Source organism: Streptomyces sp. NPDC059743, from assembly GCF_042732975.1.
Classification (GTDB): Bacteria; Actinomycetota; Actinomycetes; order Streptomycetales; family Streptomycetaceae; genus Streptomyces.
In genome coordinates, this window is the sequence record NZ_JBHWGS010000012.1 from 179,357 (window position 1) to 192,304 (window position 12,948).

General features: G+C 71.1%; 11 protein-coding genes. 2 read left to right on the forward strand and 9 right to left on the reverse strand.

Translation table 11 applies throughout. From position 1 onward, the window contains the following. Nucleotides 1-19: 19 nt before the first annotated feature. The 6 genes from ACFV6H_RS22435 to pdhA all read right to left on the reverse strand — a co-directional run bounded on the left by ACFV6H_RS22435 (nt 20) and on the right by pdhA (nt 7,253). Complete coding sequence (locus ACFV6H_RS22435) at nt 20-1,105, reverse strand: potassium channel family protein (RefSeq protein ID WP_384784417.1); 1,086 nt, start codon at nt 1,103-1,105, stop codon at nt 20-22. Then, entirely contained in the window at nt 1,102-2,643 is a 1,542-nt protein-coding gene (locus tag ACFV6H_RS22440) for a molybdopterin molybdotransferase MoeA (protein WP_385544845.1), read from the reverse strand. The genes ACFV6H_RS22435 and ACFV6H_RS22440 overlap by 4 nt, the downstream gene beginning before the upstream one ends. Continuing rightward, nucleotides 2,640-3,515: an NTP transferase domain-containing protein gene (locus tag ACFV6H_RS22445; RefSeq protein WP_385544848.1), complete on the reverse strand. Its 876-nt coding sequence runs from the start codon at nt 3,513-3,515 to the stop codon at nt 2,640-2,642. The genes ACFV6H_RS22440 and ACFV6H_RS22445 overlap by 4 nt, the downstream gene beginning before the upstream one ends. 110 nt (nt 3,516-3,625) lie before the next feature. Continuing rightward, nucleotides 3,626-5,089 (reverse strand): dihydrolipoamide acetyltransferase family protein, encoded by a 1,464-nt coding sequence (locus ACFV6H_RS22450; protein WP_385544851.1) that lies wholly within the window; start codon nt 5,087-5,089, stop codon nt 3,626-3,628. Further along, on the reverse strand, nt 5,089-6,093 hold the full coding sequence (locus ACFV6H_RS22455) for an alpha-ketoacid dehydrogenase subunit beta (protein ID WP_384979349.1): 1,005 nt from the start codon (nt 6,091-6,093) through the stop codon (nt 5,089-5,091). Before ACFV6H_RS22455 ends, ACFV6H_RS22450 begins: the two co-directional genes overlap by 1 nt. Further along, nucleotides 6,090-7,253 carry a pyruvate dehydrogenase (acetyl-transferring) E1 component subunit alpha gene (gene pdhA / locus ACFV6H_RS22460; RefSeq protein WP_385544854.1) on the reverse strand — a complete coding sequence of 388 codons (1,164 nt, stop codon included), beginning with the start codon at nt 7,251-7,253 and terminating at the stop codon, nt 6,090-6,092. Before pdhA ends, ACFV6H_RS22455 begins: the two co-directional genes overlap by 4 nt. 176 nt (nt 7,254-7,429) lie before the next feature. On the opposite strand from pdhA, the gene ACFV6H_RS22465 reads away from it, so the two are divergent. After that, nucleotides 7,430-8,029 carry an Lrp/AsnC family transcriptional regulator gene (locus tag ACFV6H_RS22465; RefSeq protein WP_384979355.1) on the forward strand — a complete coding sequence of 200 codons (600 nt, stop codon included), beginning with the start codon at nt 7,430-7,432 and terminating at the stop codon, nt 8,027-8,029. A gap of 5 nt (nt 8,030-8,034) precedes the next feature. Here ACFV6H_RS22465 and ACFV6H_RS22470 read toward each other — a convergent pair whose 3' ends face one another. Together ACFV6H_RS22470 and ACFV6H_RS22475 are read right to left on the reverse strand one after the other, a co-directional pair. After that, a complete protein-coding gene (locus ACFV6H_RS22470; protein WP_093598007.1) occupies nt 8,035-8,628 on the reverse strand; it encodes a TetR/AcrR family transcriptional regulator in 594 nt (197 codons plus the stop codon). Next, on the reverse strand, nt 8,625-10,151 hold the full coding sequence (locus ACFV6H_RS22475; protein ID WP_385544859.1) for a 3-hydroxyacyl-CoA dehydrogenase: 1,527 nt from the start codon (nt 10,149-10,151) through the stop codon (nt 8,625-8,627). Before ACFV6H_RS22475 ends, ACFV6H_RS22470 begins: the two co-directional genes overlap by 4 nt. 238 nt (nt 10,152-10,389) lie before the next feature. Here ACFV6H_RS22475 and paaN point away from each other — a divergent pair, with 238 nt between their 5' ends. After that, nucleotides 10,390-12,108, forward strand: coding sequence for a phenylacetic acid degradation protein PaaN (gene paaN, locus ACFV6H_RS22480; protein WP_385544861.1), 1,719 nt, complete (start codon nt 10,390-10,392; stop codon nt 12,106-12,108). A gap of 73 nt (nt 12,109-12,181) precedes the next feature. Here the strand turns inward: paaN and ACFV6H_RS22485 are convergent, their stop codons facing one another. Next, nucleotides 12,182-12,913 (reverse strand): TrmH family RNA methyltransferase, encoded by a 732-nt coding sequence (locus ACFV6H_RS22485; RefSeq protein ID WP_385545086.1) that lies wholly within the window; start codon nt 12,911-12,913, stop codon nt 12,182-12,184. Nucleotides 12,914-12,948: the final 35 nt, after the last annotated feature.

A 12,948-nucleotide genomic window follows, 5' to 3' on the forward strand; every position in this document is an offset into this window, starting at 1 on the left:
GAGCCAGGAGGCGTTCGCGCTACGGAGTGCTGGAGTTGTCCGGGACCGTGGGGCTCTGGGCCCGGACGATGGTGATCAGACGGTCCGTGAGCTGAAGCGGGCTGGCCGTCGGATCGTCGTAACCGAGCAGCCGGTGCCCGCGCAGCACGCTCACCACCAGATCGTCCGTCTCCCGTACGCTCCGGCCCACTTCGGACTTTATGACGGGCCGTTCGATGAGATCGAGGCCACTGCCCTGCTGGATCAGATCCTCCATCACCGTGCCGGCGCTGGGGCTGAGCACCGAGAGCCCGAGCAGCCGGCCGGCGGCACTGGCACTGGTGATCACCGCGTCGGCGCCGGACTGGCGCAGCAGCGGTGCGTTCTCCTCCTCCCGTACGGCGGCCACGATCTTCGCCGTACGGTTGAGCTGGCGTGCCGTCAGCGCGACCAGCACCGCTGTGTCATCGCGCTGAGTGGCGATAACTATCTGGCGGGCGCGCTGGAGTTCCGCGCGCAGCAGCACATCGCTACGGGTCGCATCGCCGACGATCCCGACGAATCCCTCCGCGTTGGCCGCCTCGATCACCTTGTTCGACGGATCGACGATGACGATCTGATCCTTCTTCAGCCCGGTGGCACAGAGCGTCTGGATCGCCGATCGGCCCTTGGTGCCATAGCCGACGATGATGGTGTGGTCGCGCAAGTTGGACCTCCAGCGGTTCAGCCGCCACTCCTCCCGGGTGCGCTCCGTGAGGACCTCAAGAGTGGTACCGACCAGGATGATAAGAAAGAGCACGCGCAGCGGCGTCACCAGCAGCACATTCGCCAGCCGCGCGCTGTCGCTGTACGGGACGATGTCTCCGTAACCCGTCGTGGAGAGCGTCACGGTGGCGTAGTAGACGGCATCCAGGAAGTCGACCGATTCATCGGCGTTGTCGTGGTAGCCCTGTCGGTCGACAAAGACGATGAACACCGTGAGGGCCAGTACGAACAGCGCCATCAGCAGCCGTCGGCTGACCTGACGCAGCGGACGGACGACCTTACGGCGTGGCAGCTTCACCCGGGTGGTGACCAGATATTCGTCGGCCTGCCTGGCCATCGCATCATGGCCGGGAAGTTTCACGTGAAACACTCTCCATCGGCCCCGGCCGTCCAGGGCAGATCCAGCACTTCCAGCTCTTGGCCTGCCTGCGCACCGCCCGACGGTACGACCGCGAGCCCATCGGCGGCGGCGATTCCGCGCAGCATGGCCGGACCGTTGAAATGAAGCGGTACGAGTCCCTCGTCACGGTGGACGACCGGCACCAGACGGGTGTCGTACGGATGGCCCTGCACCGGGTCACGCAGCGGCGCGCGATACGGGGTCCTGGGTGCCCGTCCCGCCAGCGACCGCAGCAGAGGCTCGGCGAGCGTCAGCAGCCCGGAGACCGCGGCGAGCGGATTGCCGGGCAGGCCCACCAGATGGCGTCCCGACGCCAGCCGGGCCAGCAGCATGGGATGGCCGGGCCGTACGGCGACACCGTCCACCAGCAGCTCGGCGCCTGTTTTCCGGAGCACCGGATGGACATGATCGACCGGCCCCGAGGCCGTGCCGCCGGTGGTGATGACGAGATCGGCCTCGGAGCCGGTGATCGCATGACAGAGCGCATCGGCGTCATCGCCGATCCGGCGGGTGGCGAGAACCTCGGCGCCGAGAGAGCGGAGCCAGGGCGCGAGCATCGGGCCCAGGGCGTCGCGGATCAGTCCGTCGTGAGGCAGACCTTTGATGAGCAGTTCGTCGCCGAGGACCAGTATCTCGACGCGTGGCCGTGGAACGGTGACCAGCGCGTCGTATCCGGCCGCCGCCGCCAGACCCAGCACGGCGGGAGTCACCAGTGAACCGGCGGGCAGCAGCCGGTCGCCGGAGCGGCACTCCTGGCCGCGAGGCCTGATGTCCTGGCCCGGGACCACCTCGTGCTCGGCGTGGAGATGGCCGCCGCTGTCGATACGGGCGTGTTCGCTGCGCACCACCGCGGTCGCCTCGGGCGGGATCCGGGCGCCGGTGGCGATCCGTACCGCGGCGCCGTCGGGAAGCGGCGCCGCCTCTCCCTGTCCGGCGAGAATGCCGTGGTCCTCGATTGGGCCGTCGGACGCCCTTGGTGTGGAGGCGCGATGCGCGCTCCGTACGGTCCAGGGGCCGGGCCCCGACACCGCCCAGCCGTCCATCGCCGAGGTGTCGAAGGACGGCAGATCGGTGAGGGCGGCCAGCGGCTCGGCCAGCGCCCGGCCCAGGGCACGGTCGAGCGGTACGCGGTGGGCCGGGCCGGGCGATGCCGGGCGCGCGGAGCGTCCCGACCGTACGGCGATCGCGCGGGCCGTCTCCCATGGCTCGGCCCGGTGCCGGCCCGACGCGGCTCGGCTGCCGGGAGTGGCGGCACGGTCCGGACCGGCCGCCGACGCCGATGGCCCTGCTATCGCCGCCGTGGCTCCGGAACCGGCGCCGTGGTCCCTTTGCTCCCGGTCCGTGCCGCTGCCCTCGTTCGTACCGTCGCTCCGGTGCGCGCCGTGCGCCCGGCCGGAGTGCCCGCCCGGGTCGTGCGGCGCGGCCGACGCTCCGGCGACCAGTGCCAGGGCTTCGTCGATCCCGTCGATCCCGTCGGGCTCGCGGTCCCGGGCGGTCATCCGGCGTCGGCTCCCTTGGCTCCCGGCCCGTCGCCGCCCTCCGATTCCTCCGCCCAGCGCAGCGCGAGCGCCGCGGCCTTGCGCGCGGCCTCCGCGACGGCTTCGGGCCCGTCTCCGCCGGCCTTGGCCGCCGCGTAGCCGACCAGGAAGGTCGTCAGCGGCGCGGCGGGCCGGGCGACACCATGGGCGGCGTCGCGGGCCAGATCGAGCAGGACGCTGATGTCCACGTCCAGCTCGATGCCGAGTTCGTCCTTGACTGCGGTGATCCATTCGTCCAGCACGGTTCCATGCTCTCTGATTCGGGCCCGGGCCGTGGAGATGTCTTCCCAGGTGTCGCAGTCGAAGGAGGCGAGAGGATCGTCATCGAGCCGGGCGAGTTCGAGTTCGTCCGGCAACAGACGCAGCGGAAGCCCGCGGAGGTTGCCGTACTCGGTTGCGAGAAGGGCGAGTTCACGACGGAGCGGCTCCGCGCGATAGGCGGCGACCAGCGGCTGGTCACGGCCGTCGGCATCGGTGAGCAGGACCGCCTCCCGGCCGCTGGTGTCCAGCGTCTCGACCAGCCGGCGCACCGTCGCCCTGCCGAGGAACGGCAGATCCGCGGAGAGTACGAGCACGGTGTCGGCCTCGACGCACCGCACTCCCGCGTCGAGCGCGGCCAGCGGGCCGCCGCCGGGCGGCTCCTCGCGCGCCCAGCGCACCGGCCGCGCGGTGGGCCGCCGGCCACCCACGACCACGGTCCGGGCGGCCTCGTCACACGCGGCCAGCACACGGTCGAGAAGCGCCCGGCCCCCGACCCGTACCCCTGGCTTGTCGGCCCCGCCGAGCCGCTTGGCGGCACCTCCGGCGAGCACGATGGCGTCATACGCGGTCATGGCTGAAGTATGAGCCGCGATCACCCGTTCGAAGCTCTTGGCCTCTGTACGAAGGCCGAAGTTCTCCGCCTTTTCGGCGCGTGTCCGCGCCCGCCACCCGGAATGTCCCGCTACAGAGTGCGCAGCAGCATCGCCGGCTGTTCGACGCAGTCCGCCACATAGCGCAGGAAGCCGCCCGCCGTACCACCGTCGCAGACCCGGTGGTCGAAGGTGAGCGAGAGCTGCACCACCTGACGTACGGCCAGCTCTCCCTGGTGGACCCAGGGCTTGGGCACGATCCGGCCGACGCCGAGCATGGCCGCCTCCGGGTGGTTGATGATCGGCGTGGAACCGTCGACGCCGAACACTCCGTAGTTGTTGAGCGTGAAGGTCCCGCCGGTCAGATCGGCCGGAGTCAGCGTGCCCGCCCGGCCCGCCTCCGTCAGCCGCGCGAACTCGGCGCTCAGCGATTCGGCGGAGCGCGTGTGCGCGTCCCGTACGACGGGGACCACCAGTCCCCGGTCGGTCTGGGCGGCGAAGCCGAGATGCACCGCGGGCAGGCGCACGATCTCCCGGGCGGCCATGTCCACGGTGGAGTTCAGCTCGGGATGGCGGGCGAGGGCCGCCGTACAGATCCGGCCCAGCAGCGCGAGCAGCGAGATCTTCGGGCCTCCGGCCGCGTTCATCGCCGTACGGGCCGCCATCAGCTCCGTGGCATCCGCGTCCACCCAGCAGGTCGCGTCCGGAATCTCGTGCCGGCTGCGGCTGAGCTTGTCCGCGACCACGCCCCGGACTCCACGCAGCGGCACCCGGACCGCTCCGTCCTGGGCGGTCACGGGCGAAGGCCGGGACGCGGCCACCGGAGCGGCCGTCGCGGGCGACGCCTGCGGCTGCGCCCGGAAGTGCGGCTGGAGCTGTGGCTGTGCCTGAAGCTGTGGCTGAGGCTGTGTGACACCGTGCCGGATCGCCTGCTCGACATCGGACCGCAGGATCAGTCCGTCCCGTCCCGAGCCCGTCAGCGCCCGCAGATCGACGCCATGCTCACGGGCCAGCCGCCGTACCAGCGGGGAGACGACCGGGACCGGTCCCGACGCGCCGTTGAGCGGCCCGGCGGTGGGAGCGGACGGGATACGAGGAGCGGCGGGAGCGGTGCTCCGCACCGGACCGACCCGGCGCCTGCGCGCCACCGGCGCTCCCGTGCCATATCCGACCAGCACATTGCCCGACGCGTCACCGGACGACGGGCCCGTCGAGCCTGCCGAGCCCGCTGCCTTGGGTGCGGCCGGCTGTACGGCCGGGTCCACGGCGGGCGGTCCCGCGACGGGCGCGGGCATGTCGCCCGGCTCCGACGCGCCCACCGCCACCGTCAGCAGCGGAGCTCCGACCGGCAGCTCCGTGCCCTCCTCGCCGTAGCGCGCCGTGACCACGCCTCCGTAAGGACAGGGCACCTCGACCATCGCCTTGGCCGTCTCGACCTCGACCACCGGCTGGTCGATGGCGACGACATCTCCCACCGACACCAGCCAGCGGACGATCTCCGCCTCGGTCAGCCCTTCACCGAGGTCAGGCAGTTTGAATTCCAGCACCTGGGCCATCAGCTCTCCGTCTCCCACTGGAGCCGCGCGACCGCGTCCAGCACCCGGTCCACTCCCGGAAGATGGTGCCTCTCCAGCATCGGCGGCGGATACGGAATATCGAATCCCGCCACCCGCAGCACCGGCGCCTCCAGATGGTGGAAGCAACGCTCGGTGACCCGGGCGGCGATCTCGCCGCCGGGGCCGCCGAATCCGGTGGACTCGTGGACGACCACGGCCCGGCCCGTACGCCGTACGGATTCGGCCACCGTCTCGTCGTCGAACGGCACCAGGGAGCGCAGATCGACCACTTCCAGATCCCAGCCCTCGGCACGGGCCGCCTCGGCCGCCTCCAGACAGACCGGCAGGGACGGGCCGTAGGTGATGAGGGTGGCGCTGCTGCCCCGGCGTCTGACCACGGCGCGGCCGACCGGCTCAACCGCGGCCGGCGCGTCGGGCGACCACGCGGCCTTCGACCAGTAGAGCCGCTTCGGCTCCAGGAAGACGACCGGATCGTCCGAGGCGATCGCGGCCCGCAGCAGTCCGTAGGCGTCGTCCACCGTGGCGGGAGTGACGACATGGAGGCCGGGCGTCGCCATGTAGTACGCCTCGGAGGAATCGCTGTGGTGCTCGACTCCGCCGATCCCGCCGCCGTAGGGCACCCGCACGGTGATCGGCAGCGGCATGGCGCCGCGCGTGCGGTTGCGCATCTTCGCCACATGGCTGATCAGTTGCTCGAACGACGGATACGCGAAGGCGTCGAACTGCATCTCCACGACCGGCCGCAGTCCGTACATCGCCATCCCGACGGCCGCGCCCAGGATGCCCGCCTCGGCCAGCGGAGTGTCCGTACAGCGGTCGTCACCGAACTCCGCGGCCAGCCCGTCGGTGATCCGGAAGACGCCGCCGAGCGTGCCGACGTCCTCACCGAGCACATGGACGGACGGGTCCTCGGCCATCGCGTCGCGCAGCGCGCGCCGCAGGGCCTGCGCCATCGTGGCGGGCTTCACCGCGACCGTGGTCATCGCGTCTCACCGGGCCCTTCCTCGGCCGACGCCGCCAGCTCGGCGCGAAGCTGGGCCGCCTGCTCACGGAGCTGGGAGGTCTGGTCCGCGTAGACGTGTGCGAAGAGATCCATCGGGTCGAGCACCGGCTCGGCGTTCATCCGGTCGCGCAGCCGCGCGGCCATCGCCTCCGCGGCCTCGGCGGCCTGCCGGACGCCGTCCTCGCCGAGGATCCCGCGCGCGGTCAGCTCATCCTCCAGCAGCCGGACCGGATCGTGCGCGCGCCAGGTCTCGACCTCGTCGTCGGGGCGATAGCGGGTCGCGTCGTCCGCGTTCGTATGCGCCTCGATGCGATACGTCACGGCCTCGACGAGTGTCGGTCCCTCGCCGCGCCTGGCCCGGGCCATGGCCTCGGTGAGCACCATGTGCACCGCCAGCGCGTCGTTCCCGTCGACCAGCCTGCCCGGCATTCCGTACCCGACGGCCTTGTGGGCGAGGGACGGCGCCGCGCTCTGCTTGGCGAGCGGCACGGAGATCGCGAAGCCGTTGTTCTGTACGAGGAAGACGACCGGGGCCCGCCATACGGCGGCGAAGTTCAGCGCCTCGTGGAAGTCGCCCTCGCTGGTGCCGCCGTCGCCCACCAGGGCCAGCGCGACCAGATCGTCGCCCTTGAGCCGGGCGGCGTGGGCAAGCCCGACGGCATGCGGGAGCTGGGTGGCGAGCGGCGTGGACAGCGGCGCGACACGGTGCTCGTACGGGTCGTACCCGGTGTGCCAGTCGCCTCGCAGCAGCGTCAGCACCTCCACCGGGTCGAGTCCGCGCGCCACCGCCGCGAGGGTGTCGCGGTAACTCGGAAAGAGCCAGTCCTGCTCACGCAGCACGAGCGCGGCGGCGACCTCGCAGGCCTCCTGGCCGGTGCTCGACGGATAGACGGCGAGCCTGCCCTGCTTGGTGAGAGCCGTGGCCTGCGTATTGAACCTGCGGCCACGGACCAGCTCGGCGTGGAGCCTCAGCAGCAGTCCTGGATCGGCGTCGGCCACGGCGTCCGTGCCCAGCGCGCGATACGGCTCGGCGTCGGGAAGCAGTGGTGCGGGATCGGTACGCGGCTGCCACGCCGGTGGCGGAGTGGGCCGGTGGGCCGCGGCACCGGGCAGTTCCTGGACCGTACTGCTCTTCTTCACGCGTGCACCTCCTCGTGGGAGCGGGCGGGCGACGGGTTGCCTGGTGTGGCCCGTCTCACCTACCGATTGTTCGGTCGTTGAGGCATTTTGGCTACAGGCGGCTTCAGCCTGTGGACAAACGGTTCTCCACAGCCTGGGATGGTCACAGGTCGTCCATGGCGGAGAGGCGGGGGGACATGGGAGCTGAACAAATGGCCGACGGCGCGGACCAGGGCGCCGAGCCGGCCGTACGCGACACCGCCGTACGCGGCGCGGCCGGCACCGGCCGTGGCGGCGACGGTACGAGCGGTACGAAGCAGCCTCCTGCGCCGCCGCGCCCGCTCGACGCCATCGACCAGGACATCCTCCGGATCCTCCAGACGGACGGCCGCGCCTCGATACGGTCCGTGGCCGAGCGCGTCCATGTCTCGCGCGCCAACGCGTACGCCCGGATCAACCGGCTGATCGACGACGGAGTGATACGTGGCTTCAGCGCCAGGATCGACCATGAACGCGCAGGTCAGGGCGCGTCCGCGTATATCACCTTGAAGATCGTGCAGAACTCCTGGCGCACCGTGCGCGAACAGCTCGAAGAGCTGCCGGGAGCCACGCACATCGCCCTGGTCAGCGGTGACTTCGACGTACTGCTGCTGGTCCACGCGCCGGACAACCGGTCCCTGCGCGAACTCGTCCTGACCAGGCTCCAGTCCATTCCGGAGGTGCTGTCCACCCGCACTCTGCTGGTGTTCGAGGAGACGGACCTCGGCCCGGGAACGGCCACCGGCCCGACGCTCTAGGCGGCCTAGCGCTCCGTGCGCAGTCCGTCGAAGGCCATCCGTACGACCGCCTCCGCCACCTCGTCACGGCCATGGCCGCCGACCGCACGCGGCCGGTACCACTCCACCAGGGAGTTGACCATGCCGAAGAGCAGCCTGGTCGCCAGCCTGATGTCCATATCGGCCCGCAGATCGCCGTCCGCGGCGGCGGCCTTGAGCAGATCGGCCACCCGCTGGTCGAACTCACGGCGCCGCTCCATCGCCCAACGCTCGGTCTGCGTATTGCCCCTGACCCGCAGCAGCAGCGTCACATAGGGCAGCTCGGCCATCAGCACCTCGACCGTACGGCGGGTCACATACTCCACCCGTGCGATGGCCCGTCCCTGGACCGCGCCGTCCTCGTCGAGGATCCCGAAGAGCCCGTCCAGCGCGCGGCTGACGGCGAGGCGCAGCAGCTCCTCCTTACCCACGACATGGTGGTATATCGAGGACTTCGAGATCCCGGCGGCCTTGGAGAGATGCTCCATGGACGTGCCGTCGTAACCGCGCTCGTTGAAGACACGGACCGCGACGGTCAGCAGAGTCTCGGGCGTGTACGTGTCGCGTTTGGCGGTCGTCATGACGCGTCGTCCTCCTCCTGTGCGGCGGCCAGGCGGCGCAGCGCCTGGGAGGGGGCGTAACGGCCGGTGGGATACCCCTCGTGCAGCGACTCCAGCGTCTCCAGCACCCACCGCGCGCCGAGCTCCGCGCCCCAGTCGAGCGGCCCGCGCGGGTAGTTGACGCCCAGTCGCATCGCCGTATCGATGTCGTCCGGGGAGGCCACTCCGCGCGCCGCCGCGTCGAGCGCGAAGTCCACGAGCATCGCGACCGTACGGGCCACGATCATGCCCGGGACGTCGGCGATCACACTGACGTCCTTGCCGAGCGCCTGGAAGAGGCCGACGGCCTCGCTCAGGGCCGCCTTGTCGACTCCGGCGGCGGGCGCCAGGGCGATCCGCGTCGCCGCGCGGTAGTCCAGCGCGAGATCGAAGTGGATGACGGGCATCCCGGCGTCGTCGGCGGCCGACCCGTCCGCCAGGAACAGCCGCGTACCGTCGGACAGCTCGATCCAGCCCGGATAACCGGGAACGGCATCCTCCTTACGGAGGACCTCGATACCGGCCTCCTCGATCAGACCGGGCAGCGTCTCGGCCGCGAAGAGTCCGCCCTGCACGGTGACGGCCGCGGGCGCCGGCGCGGGCCCTTCCGTCCGTGCTCCGGCGCCCGGCGTGGCGTCCTCGCCGTACGGGAACCAGCCACGGCCCGACTTGCGGCCCAGCCGTCCCGACTCCACCAGCCTGCGCTGCGCGAGCGAGGGCGTGAACCGTACATCCTGGAAGAAGGACTCCCACACGGACCGTGTGACGGCCTCGTTGACGTCCTGGCCGATCAGATCGGTGAGCTCGAAGGGCCCCATCCGGAAGCCGCCGGACTCACGCAGCACCGCGTCGATCGTGGCGGGATCCGCGGCCCTCTCCTCGTAGATCCGGAACGCCTCGGCGTAGTACGGGCGGGCGACGCGGTTGACGATGAATCCCGGAGTGTCCGCGCAGCGCACCGGCGTCTTGCCCCAGGCGCGCGCCGTCTCGAACGCGCACCGCGCGGCCCGCTCGTCCGTCGCGAAGCCGCTGACGACCTCCACGAGCGGCAGCAGCGGCGCGGGATTGAAGAAGTGCAGTCCGACCAGACGGCCCGGGAGGCGCAGCCCGCCGGCGACGGCCGTGACGGAGAGGGAGGAGGTGTTCGTGGCGAGCAGACAGTCGTCGCCGACGATGTCCTCCAGGGCCGCGAACAGTTCCCGCTTGACGGAGAGCTGTTCCAGTACGGCCTCGACGACCAGCGCGGCATCCGCCAGCTCGGTGAGTTCCGCGGCCGGACGGAGCCGGGCCACTGCGGCGTCGCGCGCCGAGGCGTCGAGCCGGCCCTTCTCGACCAGCCGGTCGAGTCGTCCGGTGAGGGAGGCGGCGGCCTGTTCCGCGCGGCCGGGCACGGCGTCGTAGAGCCGTACGGGATGGCCGGCGACCAGGGCCACCTGGGCTATGCCCTGGCCCATCGTGCCGGTGCCGACGACCGCGACGACACGGCCGGGCTCGATTGCTGTCATGGAAGCAATCCTCCCGTATGAGCGGGCCTCGAAAGGGCCATGGGTTCTCCACAGGTGAGTTGTCCACAGGTTCGCCGGGCCCTCTTGTCCCGACCGATCGTTCGGTTACTCTAACTCTGTCCGTCCGCTCATGTCCCTGTCTCGTCCCTTCCCGTCCCGTCTCGACTCTCCCGTCCGTCTCCCGTTCCGTTTCCCGTCCGTGTCCTGATACTCAGCCCGACCGAGGAGTGGGTCCGTCATGGCCGCCCAGCTCAGCCCCCAGCAGCTCTCAGAAAAACACCGGTCCACGCTCGACCAGGCCCTGGACGCGATCCGCAGCCGCGCCTACTGGTCCCCGCACCCCGAGCACCCCAAGGCGTACGGCGAGAGCGCGCCGGCCGAGGGTCTCGCCGCGTTCCAGGCCCTGCGCGGCACCCGCTTCGAGCTGGACCAGCCGGGCACCGACGGCTGGACGGGCGGCGAGGTCTCGCCGTACGGCCCGGCGCTGGCGGTCGAGTATCCGCACGTGGATCCGGATGTCCTGCTGCCCGCCATGCGCGCGGGCATGGGCGCCTGGCGCGAGGCAGGACCGGAGACACGCGCGCTGGTCTGTCTGGAGATCCTGGCGCGCATCAGCGCCCGCACGCACGAGTTCGCCCACGCGGTGATGCACACCAGCGGACAGGCCTTCATGATGGCCTTCCAGGCGGGCGGGCCGCATGCCCAGGACCGCGGCCTGGAGGCCGTGGCGTACGCGTACGCGGAGCAGACCCGGACACCGGCCGCCGCCGACTGGTCCAAGCCGCAGGGCAAGCGCGATCCTCTTGAGCTGCGGAAGACCTTCACCGCGGCCCCGCGCGGTATCTCGCTGCTGATCGGCTGCAACACCTTCCCGACGTGGAACGGCTATCCGGGCCTGTTCGCGTCCCTGGCCACCGGCAATCCCGTGCTGGTCAAGCCGCATCCGCGCGCGGTGCTGCCGCTGGCGCTGACGGTACGCGTGGCCCGCGAGGTGCTCGCCGAGGCCGGGTTCGATCCGAATCTGGTCGCGCTGGCCGTGGAACGGCCCGGCGAGGGCATCGCCAAGTCGCTGGCCGTACGCCCGGAGATCCGGATCATCGACTACACCGGATCGACCGCGTTCGGCGACTGGCTGGAGACCCACGCCCGCCAGGCGCAGGTCTACACGGAGAAGGCCGGCGTCAACACCGTCCTCGTCGACTCCACCGACGACTACAAGGGAATGCTCTCCAATCTGGCCTTCTCGCTCTCCCTCTACAGCGGCCAGATGTGCACCACCCCGCAGAATCTGCTGATCCCCCGGGACGGCATCACGACGGACGCGGGCGAGAAGTCGTACGACGAGGTGGTGGCCGATCTCGCGGCCTCGGTGAGCGGTCTGCTGGGCGACGACGCCCGTGCCAACGCGCTGCTGGGCGCGCTGGTCAATCCCGATGTGAAGGCCAGGCTGGAGGCCGCCGCCTCGCTGGGCGACATCGCGCTCGCCTCGCGCGAGATCGTCCATCCCGAGTTCCCGGACGCGGTGGTCCGTACGCCCGCGATCGTGAAGGCCGACGGCGCCCGCAAGTCCTGGGAGAAGGCCGGGGAGGGCGGGACCGAGGCGGACGCCGAGGTGCCGTATCTCGCCGAGTGCTTCGGCCCGGTGTCCTTCGCGGTCGCCATGGACTCGACGGACGACGCGCTGGAGCTGCTGCGGCGCACGGTGCGTGAGAAGGGCGCGATGACGGTCGGCGCGTACACGACCTCGCCGGAGACGGAGCGCGCGATCGAGGAGGTCTGTCTGGAGGAGTCCGCGCAGCTCTCGCTGAATCTCACGGGCGGCGTGTATGTGAACCAGACGGCTGCCTTCTCGGACTTCCATGGCTCCGGAGGCAACCCGGCGGCGAACGCGGCGCTGTGCGACGCGGCGTTCGTGGCCAACCGCTTCCGGATGGTGGAGGTCAGGCGCCAGGCCTGAGAGCCGGCTCAGGCTTCCGGCACAGGCTCGGGCTCCGGTGCCCGTCCGCGTCCAGAGCGTGACCGCTCGCGCCTCAGGGCGCGGGCGGTCCGGGGACGCTCGGCGCGCCGACGTCCGGAATGTCGGCGTGCCGCTGGATCCAGGCGTGCATGGCGATCGCCGCGGCGGCTCCCGCGTTGATCGAGCGGGTCGAGCCGAACTGCGCGATCGAGCACACCATCGCGGCGTGCTCACGGGCCTCCTCGGTCAGACCTGGGCCCTCCTGGCCGAAGAGCAGCACACAGCGGCGAGGCAGCTCGGTCCGCTCCAGCGGGACGGATCCCGGCAGATTGTCGATCCCGATGATCGGCAGTCCTTCGGCCGCCGCCCACGCCGTCAGCTCGGCGGCGCCGGAGTGATGGCGCACATGCTGGTACCGGTCGGTGACCATCGCACCGCGCCGGTTCCAGCGCCGCCGCCCGACGATATGGATCTCCTTGGCGAGGAAGGCGTTGGCGGTACGGACCACGGAGCCGATGTTGAAGTCATGGGTCCAGTTCTCCACCGCCACATGGAAGTCATGGCGCCGGGTGTCGAGATCGGCGACGACCGCCTCGCGCGTCCAGTACCGGTAGCGGTCGACGACATTGCGCCGATCTCCGGCCGCCAGCAGCTCCGGATCGTAGCGCTCGCCCTGCGGCCAGGGCCCTGGGTGCGGCCCGACGCCGATCTCCGGCCCGAAGCCCTCGTCGTACTGAACGGGCTCCAGCGCCTCGTACTGAACGGGCTCTCGCGCCTCGGCCAGTGTCCCTCGGCCCGTCGTCATGGCCTCATGGCCCGCCGCCGTGGCCCGATCGGCCT